Here is a 23,458-nt window from a genome sequence, read left to right as displayed (position 1 = left end):
CACCCCACGGCACCCCCATTACGCTCGACGGCGTACAGCACGCCCGCCTTCCGAGGAGAATCCGAAGAGCATGAGCGACCGCCTCCAGCCCGGCGACCCGGCACCCGATTTCACCCTGCCCGACGCGGACGGCAACGAGGTCTCCCTCGCCTCCCACCGGGGCCGCAAGGTCATCGTCTACTTCTACCCGGCCGCGCTGACCCCCGGCTGCACCAAGCAGGCCTGCGACTTCACCGACAATCTGGAGCTGCTGGCCGGGGCCGGCTACGACGTGATCGGGGTGTCCCCGGACAAGCCGGAGAAGCTGGCGAAGTTCCGCGAGAAGGAGGACCTGAAGGTCACCCTGGTCGGCGACCCGGAGAAGGAGGTGCTGCGGGCGTACGGCGCCTTCGGCGAGAAGAAGCTGTACGGCAAGGTCGTGACCGGCGTCATCCGCTCCACGGTGATCGTGGACGAGGAGGGCAAGGTCGAGCGGGCACTGTACAACGTCCGGGCGACCGGCCATGTCGCCAAGGTCATCAAGGATCTGGGGATCTGAGTCCCGCGGCGCCCGGCCGCCCGCCGCGGGCCGGTACCGCCGTCCCGTACCGGTACCAACGTCCCGTACCCGTAGCCGGGCCGGTACCAACGTCCCGTACCGGCCGCCGCGGACGCGGTGCGGGACCCCGTATCCGTACGGGAGGCACGGTCCGGCCGTACGGCCGGAAGCCGTCCCCGATATCCGGCGGGAGCCCGTGGCCGCAGCCAGTACAGTAAGCGGCGACGGGCCCGTACCCCAGCTGGCCAGAGGGCGCCGGTTTAGGTCCGGTGTGTCGTGGGTTCGAGTCCCACCGGGCCCATACGTGCAAGGGCGCGGCCCCCGCTCAGGGGGCCGCGCCCTTTCGTGTGTCCGGGCCGCCCTTGCCCGCCCGTGTCCGGGGACTTGCCGCGGTCCCGGTCAGCCGACCAACTGGCGGACCACCGGCACCAGCGCGCGGAACGCCTTGCCGCGGTGGCTGATCGCGTTCTTCTCGTCCGGGCTCAGCTCGGCGGCGGTCCGGTCCAGGCCCTCGGGCTGGAGGATCGGGTCGTAGCCAAAGCCGTTCGTGCCCGCGGGCACCCGGCGGAGGGTGCCCGGCATCCGGCCCTCGACGACGCGCTCGGTGCCGTCGGGCAGCGCGAGGGCGGCGGCACAGAAGAAGTGGGCGCCGCGGTGCTCGGGGGCGATGTCGGACAGCTGGGCGAGCAGCAGGTTCAGATTGGCGGTGTCGTCGCCGTGGGTGCCGGCCCAGCGGGCGGAGAAGATGCCGGGGGCGCCGCCCAGGACGTCCACGCAGAGGCCGGAATCGTCGGCCACGGCGGGCAGTCCGGTGGCCCGGGCCAGGGCGTGCGCCTTGAGCAGGGCGTTCTCGGCGAAGGTGACGCCGGTCTCCTTGACGTCGGGGACCTCGGGGTAGGCGTCCGTGCCGACGAGGGTGTGGGGCAGTTCGGCGGCGGCGAGGATCGCCCGCAGCTCGGTGATCTTTCCGGCGTTGCGGGTGGCGAGAACGATACGGGTCATGCGGCGATTATCCCGGCGGGGCGGGCGGCGGTATCCCGGCGGGGCGTCCGGTCCGGCCGCCGTACTTCCGCCGTACTTCCGCCGGACCACCCGGGCCGGGCCCGGCCGGGCGGCGGACGGCCGGGCGGCGGACGGCCGGGGCAGTGCCGCCGGGCCCGCCGGCCCGCGGTCCGGGGCCGGGAACTCAAGGACTCGAAGGCCCGGGGCCCGGGGGCTCAGGGGGTGCAGACCTTGCCCAGCTCCTTGCCGGCGTCCCGCAGGGGGGCGATGTCGACGGTGTTGTCACCGTTCTCGATGGCCTTGCGGATGTTGTCGATGCCGGTGTCGAAGTCCTTGACCGCCTTCTCCAGGTCGGCGTTGTCCTTCTTGTCCCGCAGCTCGTCCAGCTCCTTGTCGATGTCCTCCAGCGCCTGGCGGGCCTTCGTCGGGTCCTCGGCGGCACTGGAGACGGCGGTCTGGAGGTTGTCGAGGCTGTTGGTGACGGCCGCCACCGTGTCCACACAGTCGAGGGTCTTCTCGACGGCGCTGCATCCCGTGGCGACGGGGACGGCGAGCGCGGCTGCGGCGAGGGCGACGGCGATACGGCGGCGCGCGGGCATGGCGGATTCCTCCCCCGGGACAGCCGGGGTCCCTCCCCGGGCTGGCCGGGCGCACGGTGTACCGCCGTGCGCCCGTGCCCCCAAGGACGCCGTACCGGGGCCGGGTGGTTGCTCCGCCCGGTTGCCGCGCCGGTTGGCTCCGCGGCCGGGACCGGGCGGGAACCGGAACCGGAGGCGGACGCGGTCAGAACACGGCCTGCGGTCAGGACGCGGCGGCCGACTCCTCCAGGGCGGCGCGCTGGAGCGCGGCCAGGTCGGCGCAGCCCGCGGCGGCCAGGTCGAGCAGGGCGTTCAGCTCCTTGCGGTCGAAGGGCTCGGCCTCGGCGGTGCCCTGGACCTCGACGAACCGGCCGTCGCCGGTGCAGACGACGTTCATATCGGTGTCGGCGCGGACGTCCTCCTCGTAGCGGAGGTCGAGCAGCGGTACGCCGTCCACGATGCCGACCGACACGGCGCCGACGGTGCCGGTGAGGGGCTGCCGTCCGGCGCGGATCAGCTTGCGGCCCTGCGCCCAGGCGATGGCGTCGGCAAGGGCGACATAGGCGCCGGTGATGGCGGCGGTGCGGGTGCCGCCGTCGGCCTGGAGGACGTCGCAGTCGAGGACGACGGTGTTCTCGCCGAGGGCCTTGGTGTCGACGACGGCACGCAGGGAGCGGCCGATGAGACGGCTGATCTCATGGGTACGGCCGCCGATCCGGCCGCGGACGGACTCGCGGTCGCCGCGGGTGTTGGTGGCGCGCGGCAGCATCGAGTACTCGGCGGTTACCCAGCCCTCGCCGCTGCCCTTGCGCCAGCGGGGCACGCCCTCGGTGAAGGAGGCGGTGCAGAGGACCTTGGTGTCCCCGAAGGAGACGAGGACGGAGCCCTCGGCGTGCTTGCTCCACCCGCGTTCGATGGTGACGGGACGGAGCTGTTCGGCGGTGCGGCCGTCGATACGAGACATGGTCCCGAGCCTATCGGCAGATCGGGACCGGTCCGTCCGGCGGAGGGAACGGCGGGCGGCGGGCGGCCACGGGGGCGGGACCCGGCGGGCACACCGGGGGCCGGGTACAGAAAGGGCCGGACGCGGAAAGGACCGGGCACGAAGGCCGGGCGCGCGGGGCCCGGCGGCGGGCGGCCGGGCACCCGGTCCGCGCCCCGGTCGCAGAAGGGCTCCCGCCGTCACCGGCGGGAGCCCTCGTGCGAGCGACCATGAAGGTCACATGGTCACATCATGTCTTCGATGTCCGCGGCGATCGGGTCGGCGTCCGTGCCGATGACGACCTGGATCGCGGTACCCATCTTGACGACGCCGTGGGCGCCGGCGGCCTTGAGGCCGGCCTCGTCCACCTTGTCGGGGTCGATGACCTCGGTGCGCAGCCGGGTGATGCAGCCCTCGACCTCTTCGATGTTCTCGATTCCGCCGAGCGCGGCGACGATCTTCTCAGCCTTGGTGGCCATGTGTTCTCCCTGATGTTCCCCGGCACCCTCGTCGGGGCGCACGGCGCTGCCTCGGCCCGCGATCGGCCGCTTTGTCACGGTAACGCACGGTTGGCCCAACTTCACGGGCGAGTAACCGGCCCGTACCCAATGATGACGATCACGGCCAGCGCGACGGTACCGCAACTGGTCTACACCACACTGCCCAACCTGCCAAACCAGGCCGCGTCCGGCCGGGGAGGAGTGCCGATGGCGTCCGAGAGTACGGCGGCCCGGGGACGGACCTCGTGGAGCGCCTTCTTCCAGGGGCTCCAGAAGATGGGGCGCAGCCTCCAGCTGCCGATCGCCGTACTGCCCGCCGCGGGCATCATCAACCGGCTGGGCCAGCCGGACGTCTTCGGCGCCGAGGGGCTGGGCTGGACCGATGTCGCCAAGGTGATGGCGGGCGCGGGCGGGGCGCTGCTCGATCCGGAGCTGGGGCTGCCGCTGCTGTTCTGCGTGGGCGTGGCCATCGGCATGGCGAAGAAGTCGGACGGCTCCACCGCGCTGGCCGCCGTCGCGGGCTTTCTGGTCTACCGGGGGGTGCTGCGCCAGTTCCCGGTCGACTGCACCCCGGGCTCCGAGACGGTGGCGGCGGGCTGCCGGCACACGGACGGCACCTTCACCCTCTTCCAGTACCAGAATCCGGGGGTCTTCGGCGGCATCGTGATGGGCCTGCTCGCCGCGTACTTCTGGCAGCGGTACCACCGGACCAAGCTGGTGGACTGGCTGGGGTTCTTCAACGGGCGGCGGCTGGTGCCGATCATCATGGCGTTCGTGGCCATCGCCTTCGCCGCGCTCTGCCTGTGGATCTGGCCGCCGATCGGTACCGGCCTGGAGAACTTCAGCGACTGGCTGGTCGGCCTCGGCGCCTGGGGTTCCGGCATCTTCGGTCTCGCCAACCGGGCGCTGCTGGTGATCGGACTGCACCAGTTCCTCAATGTGCCGATCTGGTTCCAGCTCGGCAGCTACACCAAGCCGGACGGCACGGTGGTGCACGGCGACATCACGATGTTCCTGGCGGGCGACCCCGCCGCGGGCCAGTTCACCAGCGGCTTCTTCCCGATCATGATGTTCGCGCTGCCGGCCGCGGCGCTGGCGATCACGCATACGGCGTTCCCGCACCGCCGCAAGGAGGTCGGCGGGCTGATGCTCTCGGTGGCGCTGACCTCCCTGGTCACCGGTATCACCGAGCCCATCGAGTACTCGTTCCTCTTCGTGGCCCCGGTGCTGTATGTCATCCATGCCGTACTCACCGGTGTCTCCATGGCGGTGACCTGGGCATTCGGCGTCCATGACGGATTCAGCTTCTCGGCCGGTCTGATCGACTACGTGATCAACTGGAGCCTGGCGACAAAACCGTGGCTGATCATTCCGATCGGGCTCTGCTTCGCGGTGGTGTACTACGTGATCTTCCGGTTCGCGATCACGGTCTTCAATCTGCCGACACCGGGACGGGAGCCGGAGGACGTGGGCGAGCAGCAGGAGAAGGACAACATCAAGTAGCAGGCTCCGGGCGGCGCGCGACGGGTTCGCGCCGCCCGGCCCCCGGGCCCCGGCCCCCGCACACCGCGGGGGCCGGGGCTTTTGCCTGCGGGGCCGGGGCTCCGGCCTGCGGAGTCGGGGCTTCCGCCGCCCCTCCCGTCCCCTCCGCCCCTCCCCTTCCTCCGGAGGGGCTTTGTTCGGCCAAGGCCCGAACTCCAGGGATTGCCCGAATTGTTACCTATGTTCCACGCCACAGAATTTGAAGGTTTCTTATCTATCCCCGACGCGTTCACCCGTGCTACAACAGGTCTAAACCACTCAGTGGTGTAGACCATCGGTGCTGCCACCCCGGCCGGTCCCACTCTGAGCTCGGTTTCTGTCGTACCCGTTCCCCTTGAGGCGACGCCGTCCCCCTTGCCGTGCTGCCGGGCGCCGCCTTGCCCACTGGAGGATGCTCATGTCCACGGCGAGTGCCGCCCCCGCGGCTCCGAAGAAGAAGGGCGCGGGCGCGATGGCTGTAATGCAGCGCATCGGCCGCAGCCTGATGCTGCCGGTCGCAGTGCTGCCCGCAGCCGCGCTGCTGGTCCGCTTCGGCCAGCCCGACATGCTGGGCCGGGAGAACTTCCCGGAGCTGATACAGAAGATCGCCGGTTATATGTCGGCGGGCGGCAACGCCCTCCTCGACAACATGCCGCTCCTCTTCGCCGTCGGTATCGCGATCGGTTTCGCGAAGAAGTCGGACGGTTCGACCGCCCTGGCCGCGGTCACCGGCTATCTGGTCTTCAAGAACGTCCTGGCGCAGTTCACCGACAAGAACCTGCCCGAGGTCGCCAAGGTCGTCGACGGCAAGATCGTCATGACGGAAGCCCCGGTGGACGCGAAGGTCCTCGGCGGTGTGGTGATGGGCCTCGTGGTCGCCCTGCTCTACCAGAAGTTCTACCGCACCAAGCTGCCCGACTGGGCCGGCTTCTTCGGCGGCCGCCGTCTGGTCCCGATCCTCTCGGCCTTCGCGGGTCTGGCCATCGCGATCGTCTTCGGTCTGATCTGGCCGGTCCTCGGCTCCGGTCTGCACAACTTCGGCGAGTGGCTGGTCGGCTCCGGCGCGGCGGGCGCGGGTATCTTCGGTGTCGCCAACCGGGCGCTGATCCCCGTCGGCATGCACCACCTGCTGAACTCCTTCCCGTGGCTCCAGGCCGGTGAGTACGAGGGCAAGAGCGGCGACATCGCCCGCTTCCTGGCCGGTGACCCCGAGGCCGGACAGTTCATGACCGGCTTCTTCCCGATCATGATGTTCGCGCTCCCCGCGGCCTGTCTCGCGATCGTCCACTGCGCCCGCCCGGAGCGGCGCAAGGTGGTCGGCGGCATGATGTTCTCGCTGGCGCTGACGTCCTTCGTCACCGGTGTCACCGAGCCCATCGAGTTCACCTTCATGTTCATCGCGCCGGTGCTGTACGCGGTCCACGCGGTGCTGACCGGTGTCTCCATGGCCCTGACCTGGGCACTGGGCATGCGCGACGGCTTCGGCTTCTCGGCCGGTGCGATCGACTTCCTGCTGAATCTCGGTATCGCGACCAACCCATGGGGGCTGGCGCTGGTGGGCCTCTGCTTCGCGGCGGTCTACTACGTGGTCTTCCGCTTCGCGATCACCAAGTTCAATCTGCCGACGCCGGGCCGCGAGTCCGACGAGGAACTGGCGGAGCTGCAGAAGGCGGAGTCCAAGTAGGGCACTCCCCCACCCCGCTCAGCGGAACGGCCCCGGGCACCTGCCCGGGGCCGTTCCCGTATGCATGCACGTTCCCGTATGCATGCACGGGGTATGCGGTCAGACGTCGTACGACACACCGGCCGCGGCCAGCTCCGTACGCCCGGCGAAGGCGGTACGGGCGTCCGCGAGGTTCCGCCCGGCGTCGGTCCACGGCGGGATATGGGTCAGCAGCAGTCTGCCCACATCCGCGCGGCGCGCCATCTCACCGGCCTCGCGGCCGTTGAGGTGGAGGTCCGGGACGTCCTCCTTGCCGTAGGTGAACGACGCCTCACAGAGAAAGAGGTCGGCCCCGGCCGCCAGCTCGTACAGCGGCTCGCAGGTACCGGTGTCACCGGAGTACGCCAGGGTCCGGCCGCCGTGCTCCAGCCGGATCCCGTACGCCTCGATGGGGTGCGCGACGCGTTCGGCACGGACCGAGAAGGGCCCGATGTCGAAGCTGCCGGACTTCAGGGTGTGGAAGTCGAAGACCTCGCTCATCGCGGAGGGGGACGGCGTGTCCGCGTACGCCGTGGTCAGCCGGGCTTCCGTACCCTCGGGGCCGTAGACCGGGATCGCCGGGCAGCGGCCGCCGTCGTGGCGGTAGTAGCGGGCGACGAAGTACCCACACATATCGATGCAGTGGTCTGCGTGCAGATGGCTGAGGAAGATCGCGTCGAGGTCGTAGAGACCGATATGGCGCTGCAACTCTCCGAGGGCGCCGTTGCCCATGTCGAGGAGCAGCCGGAAGCCGTCGGCCTCGACGAGGTAGCTCGAACAGGCCGAATCCGCGGACGGAAACGACCCCGAGCAGCCGACGACGGTGAGCTTCATAAAGCTGGGACCTCCGTTGACGGGGAGGATGACAGGACTGTCCGTGCTGTCCGGCGGCACGCGCCCCGCGGGGCGCGGGGGATGGTCTTGGCCGTGCGGTCCGTCGAGCGTAAAGCGCAAAAGGGGTGCCCGCTCCTCCAGGGCAGGCCGTTGTGGGGGAACTCACCTGGCCTGTCACCGATTCGGACGGCGCGGGGGCGCGCGGCGGGGCGCGGAGGGGGTCCGATCCCGTGCCGTACGGCGGGCCGGGCGGGGAGCCCTTGCCCCGGGGCGGCCGTACGGAGCGGGTAGCGGGGCCCGTGGCGCCCCGGTGTGCGGGCGAGCCCGGGGGCCGGGCGCGCCCCCGCCGCCCGTGCGGGACCCGGCCCCGCTCGGTACGGTCGGTTCCGTGAACACGTCGTGGTGGCCCTATCTGGCCGGGGCCGTGGTGCTGCTCGCCCTGCTCGTGGCGGTGGTCGACGCGCGGGGGCGGAGCGGCCGGGGCCGTACGGACACGTCCTCCCGCCGCCCGCCCGAGGGCCGCCCCCCGTCCCGCCCGCCGGTGCTGCGGGGCCGCCGTCCGCGCCCGGGCGATATCTGGTGGGCGGACGTCCCCTACGAGGACGGTCCCGGCTCGAAGGACCGCCCCTGTCTGGTCCTCGCGGTCTCCGGCACCACGGCCCGCGTCGCCAAGATCACCAGCCGCCGCAACGACGGCCGCCCGGGCGTGATCCCCCTCCCCCCGGGCACGGTCGGCGACGCCCGCGGCCGCCCGAGCTTCCTGGAGACGGACGAACTGCGCGAGGTCCGCGTCTCGGCGTTCCGCCGGAAGGCGGGGACCCTGCCGCCGGAGCTGTGGGCGCGGGTCCGGCACCTGGGCGGCTGACGCCGCCGGGACGCGGGTCCGGGTCCTCTCGGAGACGGAGCTCAGGCCGTCCGGCGACCGCCGGAGGCAAAGACCCTGTCCACCGGGTGGGCGGCCGGAACCCGGTCCCGTCGCGTACACCCGTACTGACGGGGCTTCCGCTCGTCGGCGCGGAAGCCCCGTCTCACAGCCCCGTCTCACAGCCCCGTCCCGCGGCCCCGTCTCACAGCCCCGGGCCGACTCTTGCCCGGCCTCCCCGGGTCAGACGCCCACGACGGGCCGCCCACCGGCGAGTTCGAGGCGGCTCCCGGTGAACCGCTCCCGCATGAGCCGGTCGTGGGTGACCACCACCAGCGCGCCCTCGTACGAGGTGAGGGCCTGCTCCAGTTCCTCGACCAGGGCCGGGGAGAGGTGGTTCGTCGGCTCGTCCAGCAGCAGCAGATCGACCGGCCGTGTCACCAGCCGGGCCAGCTCGATCCTGCGCCGCTGGCCGTACGACAGCTCGCCGATCCGCAGCCGCAGGTCGGCGGGCCGGAACAGACCGAGGGAGAGCAGCAGGTCGCGCTGCTCCTCCCGGTCGCCGGGCCGGTCGTGGGCGAAGGCGCCGAGCACGCTCAGGTCCGACGGCCACGGCACCTGCTGCTGTCGCAGTATCCCCACCTTCCCGGACACCCGCACCGTGCCGCACCCCGGCCGGACCTCGCCCGCGAGGATCCCGAGCAGAGTCGACTTGCCCGCACCGTTCGGCCCGGTGACGAGCAGCCGCTCGCCGGGAGCGAGCGACAGCCGCGGCAGGTCGAGCCGGTTGTCCAGCTGGATGCCGATGAGCTCGGCGGCGGGCTCGACCGTGCCGCCGGCGGCCTCGGTACCGGTCGTGCCGGTGGGCACCGACGCGGCGAACACCAGCGGATCGGGCGGCAGCCGGACCGGAGCGGCGGTCAGCCGGGCGACCCGCTCCTTCGCGTTCCGGATCCGGACCATCGCCCCATGGCTGCGGTCCCGGGCACGGAACGCGCCGTGCCCGAACTTCGCCATCGGCACCCTGCGCGGGATCGCCCCGAGCCGCACCCTGTTCGACTCGGCCAGCTGACGGCTGCGCATGAGCTCGTCCCGCCAGTCCTGGTACTCCTGGACACGGCGGCTGCGCTCGGCGGCCTTCGCCGTGCGGTAGCCGGCGTAGCCGTCGCCGTACCGAGTGATCCTCCCTTCTGCGACCTCCAGGATCGTGCTGGTCAGGTTGGCCAGGAAGGCGCGGTCGTGGGTGACCGCGACCACCGTGCCGCGGTGCTCGCGCAGGTGCGCTTCGAGCCAGCCGACGGCCTGGTCGTCCAGGTCGTTGGTCGGTTCGTCGAGCAGCAGCAGCTCCGGCTGGGCCGCGAGTGTCGCGGCGAGCGCGAGCCGGGACCGCTCACCGCCCGAGAGCGAGCCGAGCAGGCGATCGCGCGCCAGTCCGGGCAGGCCGAGTCCGTACAGGGCGATGTCGACGCGCTCTTCGGCGCGGTAGCCGTCGCGCGCCTCGTACCGGGCGAGATGCCGTTCGTAGGCCGCGAGAGCGGATACCAGAGCGGGGCCTCGCCTGCCTTCTCCAGCCGTTCTTCGTCGCGGCGCAGTTGGGCTTCCAGGGCGCGCAGTTCGGTCAGCGCCAGGTCGATCGCGTCCTGGACGGTGGCTTCGGCGGGCAGGTCCAGCGCCTGCGCGAGATAGCCGACGCCGCCGGGCGCGCTCACGGTGACCTCGCCGCTGTCGGGCCGTTCCCGGCCGGTCAGCAGTTTCAGCAGCGTGGACTTCCCCGAGCCGTTGTCCCCGATCACCCCGACCTTCTCGCCGGGCCGGACGGAGAGGTGGACACGGTCGAGGACGAGCTTCTCGTCATAGCGCTTGGTGAGGTCGTGCACGGCCAGTTGGGCGGTATGGGTACGCAGGACAGGGCCCCCTTCGGTGATGACGGACGGGTGGCGGTGCGCCCACGGCGGAGCGAGGCTCTACGCGGTGGCGCGTGCTGTCATCACAGAGTTCCCATGAGCAAGAAGGTACGGGACGGCGACCCCGATGTCAAGACGATACGTACCGTCTCGTTAAATTGAGGATACGGAACCGCCCCCGACGGCCCCTCGTGGAGTGGCGCAGGACGTTCCTGAACCCGACCCGGCCGCCGAACACCAATGGATCTTGCACTGCCTAGGGTGGGTCCATGACCCTGAGCCGCACAGCCCTCTCGTCCGGTCGCACACCTTTCCGGATACGCCGGTCCGCTTCGTTCCGCCCGCCCTCGCCCACCCGGACCCGGACGGCCCCTGGGGCCGGCTTCCCTTCGGTTCGGCCGATGAACTGCCTCCGGTTCCAGCACACACCGGTCGTTCCGTCGGGCGACGATGCCGGACCCGCTCTCCGTGACCTTCCCCGGGCGGAGCCGGCACAGGGCGGCGAACTCCGATGACGGACGACTGGCGGCGGGACCGGATCGGCAGCGCCCTGCGCGGCGAGAACCCCACGGTGCTGCGGCGGCTGGCGGCCGGGTTCGCCGTGATCGGGGATGTGCAGTTCCTGCCGGGTTACTCGGTGCTGCTGGTGGACGATCCGGCGGTGCAGCGGCTGTCGGAGCTGCCGCGGGGCAGGCGGCTGGCGTTCCTCGACGGGATGGACCGGCTCGGGGAGGCCGTCGAACGCGCCTGCAAGCGGTCGGACCCCGCCTTCCGGCGGGTCAATCTGGAGATCCTCGGCAATACGGACCCGTTTCTGCACGCCCATATATGGCCGCGGTTCGACTGGGAGCCGGCCGGACTGGTGGGCCGCCCGGTGTGGCTGTACCCCCGTGACCGGTGGAGCGACCAGCGGTACGCGCTCGGCCCCCGGCACGACGCGCTGCGCGAGGCGATCGGCGAGGAGCTGGACCGGCTCGCGGCCGAACCGTCCTAGACGGGCGGGGTGCCGGGCGGGGACTTCGGGGTCGGCTTGGGCGGGTGCGGGCCGGGGTCCGGGGGCAGTTGCGGTTTGGGCTTGGCGTGCTTGCCCTGCTCCAGCCGCCGCCCGGTGAGCCGGTAGATCCCGAGCGGCGGGAAGAGGACAACCCGGGGCGGGCAGTTGGCGATGGCGCAGGCCGCACAGAGCAGGTCGCGCCCGGTCTCCATGACCCGGGCGACCGCGACCGGCTCGCGCCAGCAGGCCTCGCAGTGCGTGACATCAATCGAACTGCACCGGAAATCGATGCTGAGGATCATGCGGGGTCTCCCGGAGCGGTGAGGGCGTCGAGGATGTGCTCGGGGCAGGTGGTGTGCCCGGGCCGGACTTCGACGGGTGCGGTGGTGCTGCGCCCACAGACCCGACAGTCGGCGGCGGGCGGCTCGGGCAGTGGGCCGAGGAGCCCGTCGCGGGTCACCGGATCCACGTCCACGCGGGCCCGGGCCGGGCGGCACGCGCCGCGACGGGCCGGGGAAACCGCAGCCCGCTCCGGGCAACGATCAGCCGTCGCGCCCCTGGCGGTGCGGGGGTTCCGGTGCTGGTGGCCGTGGCCCGCTGCCGCAGGATCTCCGCCGCTGTCCCGGTCCGGGGGCCGGTGGCCGGGCCCGGCGGTACAAGGACGATCACCAGGTACCGCCGGTGTCGGCGGGAGGCCCGTAAGCGGGCGAGGACGGCGGCAACGGGATTCCGCATACGAACTCCTTCGGTAGCCGGACGGTTGGCCCCCGGGGTGCTGCCGTCCATGGGTGGGTGGTCCCGGCCCCGCGCCGGGGGTCGTCAGCGGGGCCGGGACCCGTCCCGTACGCGGGATTTGGGGCAGCCGCGTACGGGAACCTTCAGCGCACAGCCGGGCGCTTCCGCGGGGCGGGGCACCCGGGGTGCGCGTAGAGGGAGGGGCGCGAGCCGGATCTGGAGAACCCGAGCATGACGAGGTTCTCCTCGGTCCGCTCGACCGGCCGGTCGCAGTAGACGCACGGCTCCAGAGGGAGACCGGAATCAGAGGCAGGGCATTCAGTCATTGCCGAGCCTCCGGCGACGAGCCACTGTCCGGGCAGACGGAGTTCCCACAGCGATACCGCGGCCACGCCAAGGCGGAATGGATTTGCGGGGGTTGGCCGGGCGGGTCGACGGGGGCTACTCCCCACCGATCGGTGGCCTGCTGGTCGGGGGAACTGCGGAGGGAGTCCTGGGTACCGTCGGCCAAAGGCAGCTCGCCGGTCAACTTCTGGCGCCGGTGGATAGGGTGAGCCATGTCGTCAACTCCCGGTTGATGGCCACGCCCCCGGACCGCTAGCACGGTCGCGGGGGTCCTGTTCTTTCCGTCAGGATGCCGACATGGAAGAGCCGGAACTATCAGCGTTCACTGATAGCTCCGGCCAGGGCCTTACTCCGGGTCACATTCCGAGCCATGCCCCGAACGCACTGAACGCCTGTGGCATCGAGCGCTTCGCCGCCTCCAGGCCCCGATAGGTCTCACGGACCGTGGAGTGGTGGCGAGTCTGTTGCGGCGCGATCTCACGTGCCGTCTGAAGGTTCCTGAACGCCGCCTTGGTGTCTCCCGTCCACATCTGAGCCCGCGCGACCTCCGCGTGGTGATGGGCGAGCCGGGACGGTGGCCACCGGTCCGGAATGGCGATCTGCCCGGCCGACCGCACGGCCTCCGGGTAAAGGTCCAGCTCGGCGAGCACGCTCACGCGGTGGACGCCGACGTTGGTGGGGCCGAACGACAACCAGTGGTCCTTCTCGGCAGGTCCGGTCTGCGCTGCGAGCCGCTCGGCTTCCTGGAGGTGCCCCTCGGCGGAATCCCGGTCCTTCTTGCGGCCTGCCAGCACAGCCGCGCCCAGATGCAGCTGGCCGCGTACGACATCCAGCTCGCGCCCGGAGTCGGCCTGGCCGAGTCGCTGCACAGCGAGATCGACGAGCCACTGCCCACGCTCGTAGTTGCCGGCCCGCAGGTAGACCAGGGACCGGAAGTACTGCCGCATACCGCCCAGGATCGGATCGGAGGCCCGCTCGGAAGCCCATTCCATCCGGTCGAGCGCGACGGTGCAGAGGTCGTGATAGCCGAGTTTGGTCGTCACGTCGTAGGCCGTGCGGTAGGTGCTGGCGAGGCGGGCCCAGCTCGGGCTGCCGGAAACCGTGTGCGCCACGGTCGTCGCCTCGTAGATCAGTCCCGGCAGTTCGGCTGCGGCCTTCTTGATGTTCCCGGCCCGCACCATCGCGCACAGGGCTTCCGCATGTGCCGACAGCTCGGCCTCGGGCCGAGGTGCCACATCGGAGCCCTGCCACAGGTCGTAGGCATCGAGCGCCTCGCGGATGGGGTTTATCAACGCATCGAGCTGATCACTCCGCAGCTCGTCGATGTACGGCTGCCCGGAAAGATCCGTTACGGATACGGACAGCGCTCGGGCCAGCGCGCCCAGAACTGACGGGCTTACCGGGAGGATCCCCTGCTCGACCTTGGTGACCGTGCTGTACGAGACGTTCGCGCGACGGGCCAGCTCACGCTGCGTCATATGGCGAGTCTTACGAGTGTGGGCAATGCGGGCACCGGTGTGGATTGCCTTGGTTGGCGACATACACGTCTCCAGTTCTGCCTCGACTCCGGAACGGTATCTGTACGCCCAGCTTGTCGGCTCCCACTCCATTGAGGTGCTGCCCCGCAAGGTCGCTGATCACGACTGGTGAATCGTGGTCGGCAGCCCCAGCTCGACCGCCAGTTCGGCGGCCCGGGGGCGGCGGGCCGGGCTCCGGCTCTCGGTCTCTTCCAGGACGATCGTCTTGGCGTAGCCGTTGTACCTGATGGTCTCGGGCGCGGCCTCGTACGCGCGGGACAGGGTCGCGAGCGCGGCGTCCGGCCGGCCGTCGAGCTGATAGCCGCGCGCCTCTTCGATCCGGTGGCGGGCCCGGCGGGGGCGGGAGGGGATGGCGACGGCGTCGGAGGCCGCCGCCTGCCGGACGGCCTCCCCGGCCTGACGCAGTTCCACGGCGACGGTGACCGCGTGGGCTCCCATGATCGCGCGGGAGAAGCTGGTGACCGGATGGAAGTACGTCTCCGGCAGCCGGTGGGCCATGGCACGGGCCCGGTCCCAGTACCGCCAGGCCGTACCGGTGTCGCTGCGGCGGGCCGCCGTGTACCCGGCTTCGAAGGTGAGGGCGCCGGTGATGGCCAGGACATCGTCACCCGCGTCGGGGAGCAGCGGCTCCAGATGGTCGAGGGCGGCGGCGGTGACGGCATCGGCCGCGTCGAAGTGGGCCGGGCCCGCGTCGCGGTGGGCCTGGGCGTTCAGCCAGGCGGCGATACCGATGGTGTGCGGGTCCTCGGACTCCTGGGCGGCGACCATGCCGCGTTCGGCGACCCTCCAGAGCAGATGGGCGTCCGGCTGGTAGGCAATGAAGAACTGGGAGAGCGAGTACACCTCGGACAGCACGGCCTGCGCGGCGCGCCGCTCGGCGGCCGAGTCCGCCCGGCGTACCGCCGCCTGCGCGTCGCGGATCAGCTCGGGCAGCAGGGCTCCCACGACTTCGCGGTGCTGTGGCGACGAGTGCCGGGCCGCCCAGGCATGTGCGAGCCGGGCCGTCAGATGGGCGGTCGGCGGGGGCTCGCGCTCGTCGCCGAGCGTCAGCGCGTCCACCGCCGCCCGGACCGCGCCGAGCCGGGGATGCCCGGGGCCGGCGAACAGTTCGACGTCGGCGGACTGGTCCCCGGTGAGTTCGGAGAGGTTCCGGAGCCGCAGGATCTCGGCGAGCCGGAGCACGACCTCCAGCTTCGGTGTCTTCAGCCGCCCCGTCTCCAGCGCCTTCACCCACGAGCCGGTCCGGCCCGTCAGCCCGCCGAGCTGGTCGCGGGTCAGTCCCCTGCGGGTACGGAGGATCTGGAGGCGCTGGCCGAAGGCCAGCGGGTCGGCGTACGGGTCCGGGACGGCACGAGGTGACACGGCCTTGCCTCTCCTTCGAGCAGCAACAGCACGACTCCGCCAGGGTAGGAGGCGGAGGGCGGCTTCTGTCAGCGTTGTGCGTGCACTCACCCCGTAGTAGCTGCGTCGGCCGACAGCCGGTGTCGATCCCGTGCGCAGCCGGTACAACTCCCGGGCGAGAGGCACTTCTCCCCAGGGCCGACGCCATACCGGTGACTCCTCCGAGCTGCACCGGCCCGAACAAGTGGACGCAGGTATCACCGACATCCTTGGGCGGGTTTATGCGACAACGCGCATAGCCGCGTCCCTGCATGGACGCTCGGGCGGGGTCGCCGTACGGTCATGGCCTACAGGGGCCGGCCGGCCCCGGAGGCAAGGGGGTTCGATCATGAATCGTGAGGAACTGACCCGGCTTACCGGTAACGGAAACGGCACGTGCGGAGGGGAGGACTGCCCCAACGTCTACCGCACGGCGAACGGGTCGTTCGTGGTCCAGGGCGAAATCTCCCACGCGTTCAGCGCTCCGGAAGGGGAGGGCCTTGTGGAGATCCCGGAGGAGACCTTGAGGGAGGTCGTGCGTGCTCTTGGATGGTGAGAACTGGAGCCGCCGGTTCGCGGAGATCAAACGCGAAGCATGGCGGCTCGAAACTCTCCCGCAGTACCTCGTACCGCAGGAGGCCGAAGACTTCTCGGCCTTCCGTGAGGGGAGGCCGCCGACCCCCTATACGGATTCGGCATACACCGAACGGGTCAGACGCCAGAGGGCCGAGGGGAAGCGCAACGGTCGCGTGCACATCGTGACGCAACCGCTCTCCGACTACCTGCGGTTCGAGTTCGGCCGCTACTACACGGTGCACGTCCTGGCAGGTGACAACATCCGCATCCTCGACGTGACCCATCGGACGAACCCTCTTGAGGGGGTCCAGGACTTCTGGATGTTCGACCAGTCGGAAGTGGTCCTCATGAACTACGACGTGGACGGGACGCAGATCAACCGCGAGGTATTCGAAGGCGATGTTTCCCGGTTCGTCGAGTACCAGCGCACCGCGATCGCGGAATCGGTGCCCTTCGAGGAGTACGTGAACGGTGGCCATACAGCCTGACCGGCTTGACCAGTCCGGGCTGGAACTGGCCGCCGCGCTCAAGCAGCTTCGCAAACAAGCCGGGCTCTCAGGGGCCCGGCTTGCTGCACGCTGCAATATGTCGCAATCCAAGGTCAGCCGTATCGAGGGCAACAAGGTCCGCCCGTCTCTCGTGGACGTCGAACAGATCCTGAAGGGGCTGGGGACGTCTCCATCCGTCGCGGCCGAAGTGCTGGCTCTGGCCCGCATCGCTCAGACGGAGTGGCAGAACCGCAGAGCCCTGCACCGCAAGGGGCTGGACAAGAAGCAGCTGGAGCTGGCGGGGATCGAGGCATCCACCACCGACTTCCGGCACTTCCTCCTGTCCATGACCACGGGCCTGCTGGCAACCCCGGAGTACATCAGAGAAAGCATCTCCGACACGCCGCCTACGCAACAGGCAAAGGCCGTCCGGATGAAACTCGAACGACAGGCGTTACTGCTCGACCGGTCCAAGAACTTCACCTTCGTCCTCACCGAACAGGCGGTCAGATATCCACTTGCGTCTCCCGAGGCCATGGCGATGCAGATAAGCCTACTGATCTCCCTTTCCCGGCAAGAGAATATTCGAGTCGGAGTGCTGCCGAGAGACGTGAAGTTCAGCAGCACTCCACTGAGTACGTTCACGGTATACGACGACCGCTTGGCAACCATTGAGACGGACTTGGGCGCAGCCGTATTCAGAGACCCCAGGGACATTCGGTCACTCCTCGACCGATTCAGCAGCTACGAACCGTACGCGGCGTTCGGCGACGAAGCCAGGGAGCTGTTGACCCAGTGGGCAGGAGCTTTTCGACGATGATCTTTAGTCCAGAACGTGCATATTCTCACCATGTTTAGCCTTTTGGGGGGATCGTTGCTTTCCAGCGGGCCGACAGATTGCCCATCGGCCGGAACCACCGAGCAGCCCGGGCCCGCATCAGTTCAGTGCACCGCTCCCCACAGCAGGAGGTCTTGAACGATGAGCACAGCAATCCGGACACGGACCCGTGATCCGCGCACCATCCTCAACGCGCTGCACGAACGCGTACCCCACCTCGTGACGGACGTGGGCGTCACCGATCTCTGGGAGCGGGAGGTCCGCCTTCTTCTTCGCGACAGCGTGGCCGTGCGGAGCCTGGCGGAACGCATCCTGGGGCAGGGCGTCGCCTATGTCATCACGGCGATGGAGAACCCCGGCACCGACATGGGCGTCGGGTACACCGTGGACATCGGCGTTCACCAGCTGATCCTCGACACTCCCCTGTACTTCGCCTTGTGCGACGCGCACAACGGGGGCCGGTACAAGCACCACGCCCCTCTGATCGAACGACGCCGTGACGGCGTCGTGGCACGCACGGCCGAACTCATGCGCGCGAGCGGGTTCGCCGTCGATGACGAGCTGTGGGAGACCGACGCTTCCGACTGCTCACCGTGCAACGACAAGGTCCCCGACAGTCACTGACCGGCGCTCCAGTTCCTGCCCCCGCCTTCCCACCCCGGAAGGTGGGGGCGCAGCACCGCTGCACCCCCGACACGCGAAGGACGCTCCCCGTTGCCCGCACGACACGATATCGACGCCGAACGCGAACTCTGGGACACCTACGCCGAAAGCACCCGGAAGGATGTGTACGAGTCGGATCCCGTCTTTCGCTGGACGCAGTACTCGGGGCACGGGCCGGGCCCCGAACTTCTCGGAACGCCGGAGTCCGTCCTCGAAGTCGGATGCGGGACAGGCCGCGCCCTGGCTTACCTCGCCCAGCAGGGCATCAAGGCAACTGGTGTGGATATGTCACCCGTGATGGTGGCGAACACCACGGACCGATGGGGTTCGCTGGGGGTCAGGTTCGCATGTGCGGAGGTGCTCTCGTACCTGGCCGGAACGGCAGAGACGTACGACGCCGTGTATTCGATGTTCGGTGCCGTCTGGTTCACCGACCCGGCCAAGCTGCTCCCTTTGGTCGCGTCCCGCTTGAACCCCGGCGGCGTACTTGTCTTCTCCCACCCCCCGGCCATTCCAGGCGCATACGGACCGCAGGGAATGTACAAGGGTGGTTTTACAGGGAGGGCAATGTACACATATCGCTACAGTTACACTCACCGGAAATGGGAAAGCCTTTTGATCAGGGCAGGGTTCCGGGAAGTGGAGGTACGTGTCCTGGAAGCTCCGACACAAGGTCACATCGGAACTCTGATCGGCCGGGCCGTAGCAGCCTGAGGACGGCCCGCCTCAAGGAACCGGCATCGGGCCCGGCGCTCCGAGGCGCCGGGCCGGCAGGGCCTTCAGCGGTGCCGACTACGCCCAGAGCTGGCCCTGCAGCGTTTCGATTGCCGCCTCCGTCGTTTCGGCCGTGTAGACGCCCGTCGACAGGTACTTCCAGCCGCCGTCCGCGACCACGAACACGATGTCCGCGCTCTCGCCCGCCTTGACCGCCTTCTTCGCCACGCCCAGGGCCGCGTGGAGTGCGGCGCCGGTGGAGATGCCCGCGAAGATGCCCTCCTGCTGGAGGAGTTCGCGGGTGCGGCGGACCGCGTCGGCGGAGCCCACGGAGAAGCGGGTGGTGAGGACGGAGGCGTCGTACAGCTCGGGGACGAAGCCCTCGTCCAGGTTCCGCAGGCCGTAGACCAGGTCGTCGTAGCGCGGTTCGGCGGCGACCACGGAGACGTTGGGGACGTTCTCGCGGAGGTAGCGGCCGACGCCCATCAGGGTGCCGGTGGTGCCGAGGCCGGCCACGAAGTGGGTGATGGAGGGGAGGTCGGCGAGGATCTCCGGGCCCGTGGTGGCGTAGTGGGCGCCCGCGTTCGCCGGGTTGCCGTACTGGTAGAGCATCACCCAGTCGGGGTTCTGCTCCGCGATCTCCTTCGCGATGCGGACGGCGGTGTTGGAGCCGCCGGCCGCCGGGGAGGAGATGATCTCGGCTCCCCACATCGCCAGCAGTTCACGGCGTTCGTCGCTGGTGTTCTCCGGCATGACGCAGACGATGCGGTAGCCCTTGAGGCGGGCGGCCATCGCAAGCGAGATGCCGGTGTTCCCGGAGGTCGGCTCCAGGATGGTGCATCCGGGGGTGAGCCGGCCGTCCTTCTCCGCCTGTTCGATCATATGGAGCGCGGGGCGGTCCTTGATGGAACCGGTGGGGTTGCGGTCCTCCAGCTTGGCCCAGACGCGGACCTCCTCGGAGGGGGACAGCCGGGCCAGCCGGACCAGCGGCGTATTGCCGACGGCGGCGAGTGGGGAGTCGTAACGCATCGGTCAGCGCATTCCGCCGGCGACCGCCGGGAGGATGGTGACGCTGTCGCCGTCCGCGAGCTTGGTCGCGATGCCGTCGATGAACCGGACGTCCTCGTCGTTGAGGTAGACGTTGACGAAGCGGCGGAGCTGGTCGCCATTGTCCTTGTCCACGATGCGGGCCTGGATGCCCGCATGGCGGGTGTCGAGGTCGGCGAAGAGCTCGGCGAGGGTGGTCCCGTTGCCCTCGACGGCCTTCTCGCCGTCGGTGTACGTGCGCAGGATGGTCGGAATGCGGACCTCGATGGCCATGGGGTGGACTCCAGTCGGCTGTCGGAGCGGCGGGGACGCGGCTCGGTCCCCAGCCGAAGCGGCTCGGGCGGTGCGGATCGGTGTGCGGTGGTCGTTCCGGGGCGGTGCGGGCGGTGCTGGGCAGTGCTCAGAACACGCGCTGGGTACACATCGCGCTGGCAAGACGGCACAGGTCGACATGGAGCCGCGCGACGAGCAGCACGGCGCCGCCCTGCGTCTTGTCAGCCATGTCGTGGAGAACCATGCGGTCATCGTATCGATTCCCGCCCCCGGGACCGGAATGTGATCTCACACTGCGGGACGGATCCGCTCAGCCGGTGGACATCGCGCCCTGGTGGTCCGGCGGGAGATAGGTGATGGTGGGGGCGCCGGTCCCCGGATGGACGGCCACCTCGGCCCGTACCCCGTACACCTCGGCCAGCAGCGCGGGGGTGAACACCTCCTCCGGTGTCCCCGAGGCCACGATCCGCCCGGCCTGGAGCACATGGATCCGGTCGCAGAAGTACGCGGCCAGGTTGAGGTCGTGCAGGGCGAGCAGGCTGGTGGCGCCCAGGCTCCGGACCAGGGCCAGGATCTCCCACTGGTAGCGGATGTCGAGATGGTTGGTGGGTTCGTCGAGGACGAGCAGGGCCGGGTCCTGGAGCAGGGCGCGGGCGACCAGCGCCCGCTGCCGCTCCCCGCCGGAGAGCGACGGGAAGGCGCGCCGGGCGAGGTCCCCGATACCGAGCCGGGCCAGGGCCTCGTCGGCGGCCCGGCCGTCGGCCGCGGTGTCCGACTCCCAGAACCGCTTGTGCGGGGCCCGCCCCATGAGGACGATCTCGCGGACGGTCAGCTCGAACTCCGGCCGGCTCTCCTGCGGCACGGTCGCGACCCGCCGCGCCCGCTCCTTGGGCCCGAGTGCGAGCAGATCGGTGTCCCCGAGGCGGATACTGCCCGCGGTGGGGCTCAGGGTGCCGTACACGCAGCGCAGCAGGGTCGTCTTGCCGCTGCCGTTGGGGCCGACGAGTCCGGCGGTCTCGCCGGGGCGCAGGTCCAGGTCGGCGCCTTCGACGAGGAGCCGGCCGGTGGTGGTGGCGTACGAGAGTCCCCGTACGGTCAGCCCCGCGGGGGCGGTGGCGGGGCGGGTCATGCGGGGGCTCCTTCCGTGCCGTCGACGGAGCGGCGGCGCATCAGCCAGAGGAACAGCGGCCCGCCGATCAGCGCGGTGAGCACCCCGACGGGGATGTCCTGCGGCGCGGCGAGGGTACGGGCCGCGAGGTCGGCGACCACCAGGGCCACGGCCCCGCCGAGGGCGGCCACCGGCAGCAGCGCCCGGTGCGCCGCGCCGACCAGCAGCCGGGCGGCGTGCGGGACCATCAGGCCGATGAAGCCGACCGCGCCGCTCGCCGCCACCAGTACCGCGGTGACCAGCGAGACCAGCACGAAGACGGCCGCCCGGAAGCGGGCGACGTCCAGCCCGAGGACGACCGCGCCCTCCTCCCCGACCAGCAGCAGGTCCAGCGGCCGGGCCAGGGCGAGCAGCAGCGGGAGCGCGAGGCAGACGACGGCCGTGGGCAGCCAGACGCTGTCCCAGCGGGCGCTGCCGAGGCCGCCGAGCGACCAGTACAGCGCCTCGCGGAAGTGCTCGGGCCGGGAGGAGGCGACGAGGACCAGGGTGGTCAGGGCGGTGAAGACATAGCTGATGGTGACTCCGGCGAGGACCAGCCGGGTGCCGGTCATCCCGCCGCCGTTCCGCGCCAGCCCGTAGACCAGGAGGAACGCGGCGAGGGAGCCCGCGAAGGCGCCCGCGGGCAGGGCGACGGTGGTGGTGACGCCGATCCCGAGGACCAGGACGAGTACGGCGCCGGTGGACGCCCCGGAGGAGATCCCGAGCAGGAACGGGTCGGCGAGCCGGTTGCGTACGAGGGCCTGGAGGACCGTGCCGACGACCCCGAGCCCGGCGCCGACGACCACCCCGAGGAGCACCCGCGGCAGCCGGACGTCCACGACGATCGTGCGGAAGGGGCTGGGCTCGGCGCCGGGCAGCAGGGCCGCGAGGACTTCGCGGGGCGGGATGCGTACGGAGCCGAGCGCGAGCGCCGCGAGGACGGCGGCGGCCAGGGCCGTCAGCAGCCCGGCGGCCACGGCCCCGAACCGGAGCCGGGAGAGCGCGGGCGCGGAGCCCTCCGGCCGGGATTTCCCGGGCGGGGGCGGTGCGTCCGGGCTGCGCTCCGTCAGCGGGGGCGGCGCGTCCGGGCTGCGGTCCTTGCGCGGAGGCGGGCCGGTGACGGGCGGGACCGCCGGGGCCGGGGCCCCGGCGGCGGGCCTTGTGGGCGGCGCGGAGTCCGCCGGGGCGGACACGGCGGGTGCGGGCCGCTCCGGGGCGGGCGGGCCGCCGGAGCCCGGGGCTCCGGCGGCACCCTGCGGTGCGGGCGTCATCGCGCGAGCTGCGGGGCCAGCTTGGCGATCGCGTCCGGCGCGCGGACGCCGAGGACCGCGTCGGAGAGCGGCAGGACGGCGAACTTCTTGTTCCGGATCGCCGGGACGTCCTTCAGCGCGGGGTCCGTCAGCAGCTTCTGCTTCTTCTGAGCCAGGCTGGTCGCGCCGTAGTCGTAGATCACGATCACCTCGGGCTTGCGGGCCACGACCTGCTCCCAGGTGGCGTCGCCGAAGCTCTTGGGGATATCGGCGAAGACATTGCGGCCGCCCGCGCGGGTGATCAGCTCATTGCCGATGCCCTTGCCGCCGACGGTGAACGCGGTCTTGTCGCCGCTGTCGTAGACGAAGACGGGCACCGGTGCGGTCTGCGTCTTCTTCAGCCCGGCCGCGGTCTTCTCGACCGACGCCCGCGAGTCCGCGATCCACTTGTCGGCCCGGTCGCCGACGCCGAAGGTCCGGCCGACCTCGGCTATCTCGCGGTAGACGTCGTCGAGGGTGGTCCGGTCCTTCGTGCAGTACTCCAGGTTGAGCCGGGTGTCGATGCCGGCCTTCTTCAGCTCGTCACGGGTGCGGCCGTCCTTGGCCTCGAAGGCGCTGGCGTAGCCGCCGTAGACGAAGTCCGGGTTCGCGGCGAGGAGCTTCTCCTTGGACGGGTACTCCTTGGCGAGCACCGGGACCGCGTCGTACGCCTTCTTGTAGCGCGGGAGCACCTCGTCGTCGAGATAGGCGGTGCCGACCAGGGACTTCTCCAGGCCCAGCTCCAGCATGACCTCGGTGACGTGCTGGTTCATGGTGACGGCCCGCTTCGGGGGCGCCTGGTAGGTGGTCTTCACGCCGCAGTTGTCGACGGTGTACGGGAAGCCGGGCGCCGCGGCGGCCTTGCCGCCGCCCTTGCCGGAGTCCGAGCCGGAGCCGCAGGCGGTGAGGGCCAGCGGGAGCAGTGCGGCGGCCGCGGCGGTCAGGGCGGTACGGCGACGGCGGCCGTACGGGCGCCGGGATATGCGCGTGGACATGCGTGGGTCCTCC

At 70.6% G+C, this 23,458-nt stretch carries 26 protein-coding genes, 1 tRNA gene and 1 pseudogene; 11 read left to right on the top strand and 17 right to left on the bottom strand.

Annotation, left to right across the window (positions count from 1 at the left end):
- Positions 1 to 70 precede the first annotated feature (70 nt).
- The gene (gene bcp, locus ACWDR0_RS10090) at positions 71 to 538 is read left to right on the top strand and encodes a thioredoxin-dependent thiol peroxidase (RefSeq protein ID WP_456351175.1); all 468 of its coding nucleotides are present in this window, start codon (positions 71 to 73) and stop codon (positions 536 to 538) included.
- Between the two features lie 226 nt (positions 539 to 764).
- A tRNA-Leu gene (locus ACWDR0_RS10085) sits at positions 765 to 839 on the top strand.
- Positions 840 to 937: 98 nt separating this feature from the next.
- Here ACWDR0_RS10085 and rdgB read toward each other — a convergent pair.
- From rdgB to ACWDR0_RS10065, 4 genes are all read right to left on the bottom strand, one after another.
- Positions 938 to 1,540, bottom strand: a complete 603-nt coding sequence (rdgB, locus tag ACWDR0_RS10080; RefSeq protein WP_456351174.1) for an RdgB/HAM1 family non-canonical purine NTP pyrophosphatase — start codon at positions 1,538 to 1,540, stop codon at positions 938 to 940.
- A gap of 215 nt (positions 1,541 to 1,755) precedes the next feature.
- On the bottom strand, positions 1,756 to 2,139 hold the full coding sequence (locus ACWDR0_RS10075; protein WP_456351173.1) for a hypothetical protein: 384 nt from the start codon (positions 2,137 to 2,139) through the stop codon (positions 1,756 to 1,758).
- A gap of 202 nt (positions 2,140 to 2,341) precedes the next feature.
- Entirely contained in the window at positions 2,342 to 3,082 is a 741-nt protein-coding gene (gene rph / locus ACWDR0_RS10070; protein ID WP_456351172.1) for a ribonuclease PH, read from the bottom strand.
- Positions 3,083 to 3,345: 263 nt separating this feature from the next.
- The gene (locus ACWDR0_RS10065; RefSeq protein ID WP_456351264.1) at positions 3,346 to 3,621 is read right to left on the bottom strand and encodes a glucose PTS transporter subunit EIIB; all 276 of its coding nucleotides are present in this window, start codon (positions 3,619 to 3,621) and stop codon (positions 3,346 to 3,348) included.
- Positions 3,622 to 3,807: 186 nt separating this feature from the next.
- On the opposite strand from ACWDR0_RS10065, the gene ACWDR0_RS10060 reads away from it, so the two are divergent.
- Positions 3,808 to 5,103: a PTS transporter subunit EIIC gene (locus ACWDR0_RS10060; RefSeq protein ID WP_456351171.1), complete on the top strand. Its 1,296-nt coding sequence runs from the start codon at positions 3,808 to 3,810 to the stop codon at positions 5,101 to 5,103.
- A gap of 436 nt (positions 5,104 to 5,539) precedes the next feature.
- On the top strand, positions 5,540 to 6,805 hold the full coding sequence (locus tag ACWDR0_RS10055; RefSeq protein WP_456351170.1) for a PTS transporter subunit EIIC: 1,266 nt from the start codon (positions 5,540 to 5,542) through the stop codon (positions 6,803 to 6,805).
- A 99-nt stretch (positions 6,806 to 6,904) separates the two neighbouring features.
- On the opposite strand, the gene ACWDR0_RS10050 is transcribed toward ACWDR0_RS10055, so the two are convergent.
- Positions 6,905 to 7,657 carry an MBL fold metallo-hydrolase gene (locus ACWDR0_RS10050; RefSeq protein ID WP_456351169.1) on the bottom strand — a complete coding sequence of 251 codons (753 nt, stop codon included), beginning with the start codon at positions 7,655 to 7,657 and terminating at the stop codon, positions 6,905 to 6,907.
- A 388-nt stretch (positions 7,658 to 8,045) separates the two neighbouring features.
- Between ACWDR0_RS10050 and ACWDR0_RS10045 the strand changes: the two genes are divergently transcribed.
- Positions 8,046 to 8,522 (top strand): type II toxin-antitoxin system PemK/MazF family toxin, encoded by a 477-nt coding sequence (locus tag ACWDR0_RS10045; RefSeq protein ID WP_456351168.1) that lies wholly within the window; start codon positions 8,046 to 8,048, stop codon positions 8,520 to 8,522.
- Positions 8,523 to 8,762: 240 nt separating this feature from the next.
- On the opposite strand, the pseudogene ACWDR0_RS10040 reads toward ACWDR0_RS10045, so the two are convergent.
- A pseudogene (locus ACWDR0_RS10040) lies at positions 8,763 to 10,423 on the bottom strand (TlrC/CarA/OleB/SrmB family ABC-F type ribosomal protection protein).
- A gap of 511 nt (positions 10,424 to 10,934) precedes the next feature.
- Between ACWDR0_RS10040 and ACWDR0_RS10035 the strand changes: the two are divergent.
- On the top strand, positions 10,935 to 11,417 hold the full coding sequence (locus tag ACWDR0_RS10035; RefSeq protein WP_456351167.1) for a diadenosine tetraphosphate hydrolase: 483 nt from the start codon (positions 10,935 to 10,937) through the stop codon (positions 11,415 to 11,417).
- Here the strand turns inward: ACWDR0_RS10035 and ACWDR0_RS10030 are convergent.
- The 5 genes from ACWDR0_RS10030 to ACWDR0_RS10010 all read right to left on the bottom strand — a co-directional run bounded on the left by ACWDR0_RS10030 (position 11,414) and on the right by ACWDR0_RS10010 (position 15,397).
- A complete protein-coding gene (locus ACWDR0_RS10030) occupies positions 11,414 to 11,719 on the bottom strand; it encodes a hypothetical protein (protein ID WP_456351166.1) in 306 nt (101 codons plus the stop codon). The two genes, ACWDR0_RS10035 and ACWDR0_RS10030, sit on opposite strands and share 4 nt — an antisense overlap.
- Complete coding sequence (locus ACWDR0_RS10025) at positions 11,716 to 11,877, bottom strand: hypothetical protein (protein ID WP_456351165.1); 162 nt, start codon at positions 11,875 to 11,877, stop codon at positions 11,716 to 11,718. Before ACWDR0_RS10025 ends, ACWDR0_RS10030 begins: the two co-directional genes overlap by 4 nt.
- A complete protein-coding gene (locus ACWDR0_RS10020; RefSeq protein ID WP_456351164.1) occupies positions 11,874 to 12,152 on the bottom strand; it encodes a hypothetical protein in 279 nt (92 codons plus the stop codon). The genes ACWDR0_RS10025 and ACWDR0_RS10020 overlap by 4 nt, the downstream gene beginning before the upstream one ends.
- Positions 12,153 to 12,853: 701 nt before the next feature.
- On the bottom strand, positions 12,854 to 14,038 hold the full coding sequence (locus ACWDR0_RS10015) for a helix-turn-helix domain-containing protein (protein ID WP_456351163.1): 1,185 nt from the start codon (positions 14,036 to 14,038) through the stop codon (positions 12,854 to 12,856).
- Positions 14,039 to 14,134: 96 nt separating this feature from the next.
- A complete protein-coding gene (locus ACWDR0_RS10010) occupies positions 14,135 to 15,397 on the bottom strand; it encodes a helix-turn-helix domain-containing protein (protein ID WP_456351162.1) in 1,263 nt (420 codons plus the stop codon).
- A gap of 367 nt (positions 15,398 to 15,764) precedes the next feature.
- Here ACWDR0_RS10010 and ACWDR0_RS10005 point away from each other — a divergent pair, with 367 nt between their 5' ends.
- The 5 genes from ACWDR0_RS10005 (at position 15,765) to ACWDR0_RS09985 (ending at position 18,694) form a co-directional block, all read left to right on the top strand.
- On the top strand, positions 15,765 to 15,971 hold the full coding sequence (locus ACWDR0_RS10005; RefSeq protein WP_456351161.1) for a hypothetical protein: 207 nt from the start codon (positions 15,765 to 15,767) through the stop codon (positions 15,969 to 15,971).
- Positions 15,955 to 16,479 carry a DUF6879 family protein gene (locus tag ACWDR0_RS10000; protein WP_456351160.1) on the top strand — a complete coding sequence of 175 codons (525 nt, stop codon included), beginning with the start codon at positions 15,955 to 15,957 and terminating at the stop codon, positions 16,477 to 16,479. The genes ACWDR0_RS10005 and ACWDR0_RS10000 overlap by 17 nt, the downstream gene beginning before the upstream one ends.
- A complete protein-coding gene (locus tag ACWDR0_RS09995; RefSeq protein WP_456351159.1) occupies positions 16,463 to 17,299 on the top strand; it encodes a helix-turn-helix domain-containing protein in 837 nt (278 codons plus the stop codon). The genes ACWDR0_RS10000 and ACWDR0_RS09995 overlap by 17 nt, the downstream gene beginning before the upstream one ends.
- Before the next feature lie 159 nt (positions 17,300 to 17,458).
- Positions 17,459 to 17,941 (top strand): hypothetical protein, encoded by a 483-nt coding sequence (locus ACWDR0_RS09990; protein WP_456351158.1) that lies wholly within the window; start codon positions 17,459 to 17,461, stop codon positions 17,939 to 17,941.
- A gap of 90 nt (positions 17,942 to 18,031) precedes the next feature.
- Positions 18,032 to 18,694: a class I SAM-dependent methyltransferase gene (locus ACWDR0_RS09985; protein WP_456351157.1), complete on the top strand. Its 663-nt coding sequence runs from the start codon at positions 18,032 to 18,034 to the stop codon at positions 18,692 to 18,694.
- A 78-nt stretch (positions 18,695 to 18,772) separates the two neighbouring features.
- On the opposite strand, the gene ACWDR0_RS09980 is transcribed toward ACWDR0_RS09985, so the two are convergent.
- The 6 genes from ACWDR0_RS09980 to ACWDR0_RS09955 all read right to left on the bottom strand — a co-directional run bounded on the left by ACWDR0_RS09980 (position 18,773) and on the right by ACWDR0_RS09955 (position 23,445).
- On the bottom strand, positions 18,773 to 19,723 hold the full coding sequence (locus ACWDR0_RS09980; protein ID WP_456351156.1) for a PLP-dependent cysteine synthase family protein: 951 nt from the start codon (positions 19,721 to 19,723) through the stop codon (positions 18,773 to 18,775).
- A gap of 3 nt (positions 19,724 to 19,726) precedes the next feature.
- On the bottom strand, positions 19,727 to 20,014 hold the full coding sequence (locus tag ACWDR0_RS09975) for a MoaD/ThiS family protein (RefSeq protein WP_456351155.1): 288 nt from the start codon (positions 20,012 to 20,014) through the stop codon (positions 19,727 to 19,729).
- A 127-nt stretch (positions 20,015 to 20,141) separates the two neighbouring features.
- A complete protein-coding gene (locus ACWDR0_RS09970) occupies positions 20,142 to 20,258 on the bottom strand; it encodes a putative leader peptide (protein ID WP_456351154.1) in 117 nt (38 codons plus the stop codon).
- A gap of 66 nt (positions 20,259 to 20,324) precedes the next feature.
- Positions 20,325 to 21,143 (bottom strand): ABC transporter ATP-binding protein, encoded by an 819-nt coding sequence (locus ACWDR0_RS09965; RefSeq protein ID WP_456351153.1) that lies wholly within the window; start codon positions 21,141 to 21,143, stop codon positions 20,325 to 20,327.
- Entirely contained in the window at positions 21,140 to 22,432 is a 1,293-nt protein-coding gene (locus ACWDR0_RS09960) for a FecCD family ABC transporter permease (RefSeq protein WP_456351152.1), read from the bottom strand. Before ACWDR0_RS09960 ends, ACWDR0_RS09965 begins: the two co-directional genes overlap by 4 nt.
- Positions 22,429 to 23,445: an ABC transporter substrate-binding protein gene (locus tag ACWDR0_RS09955; RefSeq protein ID WP_456351151.1), complete on the bottom strand. Its 1,017-nt coding sequence runs from the start codon at positions 23,443 to 23,445 to the stop codon at positions 22,429 to 22,431. The genes ACWDR0_RS09960 and ACWDR0_RS09955 overlap by 4 nt, the downstream gene beginning before the upstream one ends.
- Positions 23,446 to 23,458 lie beyond the last annotated feature (13 nt).

Source organism: Streptomyces sp. NPDC003691, assembly GCF_053981115.1.
The sequence above is the reverse complement of the archived record's forward strand: the minus strand, read 5'-3'. Positions and strand labels throughout refer to the sequence as shown.

Excerpts from the sequence above, each read along its gene's own strand:
- bcp (WP_456351175.1), top strand. The coding sequence starts at position 71 with ATGAGCGACCGCCTCCAGCCCGGCGACCCGGCACCCGATTTCACCCTG.
- rdgB (WP_456351174.1), bottom strand. The coding sequence starts at position 1,540 with ATGACCCGTATCGTTCTCGCCACCCGCAACGCCGGAAAGATCACCGAG.
- ACWDR0_RS10075 (WP_456351173.1), bottom strand. The coding sequence starts at position 2,139 with ATGCCCGCGCGCCGCCGTATCGCCGTCGCCCTCGCCGCAGCCGCGCTC.
- rph (WP_456351172.1), bottom strand. The coding sequence starts at position 3,082 with ATGTCTCGTATCGACGGCCGCACCGCCGAACAGCTCCGTCCCGTCACC.
- ACWDR0_RS10060 (WP_456351171.1), top strand. The coding sequence starts at position 3,808 with ATGGCGTCCGAGAGTACGGCGGCCCGGGGACGGACCTCGTGGAGCGCC.
- ACWDR0_RS10055 (WP_456351170.1), top strand. The coding sequence starts at position 5,540 with ATGTCCACGGCGAGTGCCGCCCCCGCGGCTCCGAAGAAGAAGGGCGCG.
- ACWDR0_RS10050 (WP_456351169.1), bottom strand. The coding sequence starts at position 7,657 with ATGAAGCTCACCGTCGTCGGCTGCTCGGGGTCGTTTCCGTCCGCGGAT.
- ACWDR0_RS10035 (WP_456351167.1), top strand. The coding sequence starts at position 10,935 with ATGACGGACGACTGGCGGCGGGACCGGATCGGCAGCGCCCTGCGCGGC.
- ACWDR0_RS10030 (WP_456351166.1), bottom strand. The coding sequence starts at position 11,719 with ATGATCCTCAGCATCGATTTCCGGTGCAGTTCGATTGATGTCACGCAC.
- ACWDR0_RS10020 (WP_456351164.1), bottom strand. The coding sequence starts at position 12,152 with ATGCGGAATCCCGTTGCCGCCGTCCTCGCCCGCTTACGGGCCTCCCGC.
- ACWDR0_RS10015 (WP_456351163.1), bottom strand. The coding sequence starts at position 14,038 with ATGTCGCCAACCAAGGCAATCCACACCGGTGCCCGCATTGCCCACACT.
- ACWDR0_RS10005 (WP_456351161.1), top strand. The coding sequence starts at position 15,765 with ATGAATCGTGAGGAACTGACCCGGCTTACCGGTAACGGAAACGGCACG.
- ACWDR0_RS09990 (WP_456351158.1), top strand. The coding sequence starts at position 17,459 with ATGAGCACAGCAATCCGGACACGGACCCGTGATCCGCGCACCATCCTC.
- ACWDR0_RS09980 (WP_456351156.1), bottom strand. The coding sequence starts at position 19,723 with ATGCGTTACGACTCCCCACTCGCCGCCGTCGGCAATACGCCGCTGGTC.
- ACWDR0_RS09975 (WP_456351155.1), bottom strand. The coding sequence starts at position 20,014 with ATGGCCATCGAGGTCCGCATTCCGACCATCCTGCGCACGTACACCGAC.
- ACWDR0_RS09970 (WP_456351154.1), bottom strand. The coding sequence starts at position 20,258 with ATGGTTCTCCACGACATGGCTGACAAGACGCAGGGCGGCGCCGTGCTG.
- ACWDR0_RS09965 (WP_456351153.1), bottom strand. The coding sequence starts at position 21,143 with ATGACCCGCCCCGCCACCGCCCCCGCGGGGCTGACCGTACGGGGACTC.
- ACWDR0_RS09960 (WP_456351152.1), bottom strand. The coding sequence starts at position 22,432 with ATGACGCCCGCACCGCAGGGTGCCGCCGGAGCCCCGGGCTCCGGCGGC.
- ACWDR0_RS09955 (WP_456351151.1), bottom strand. The coding sequence starts at position 23,445 with ATGTCCACGCGCATATCCCGGCGCCCGTACGGCCGCCGTCGCCGTACC.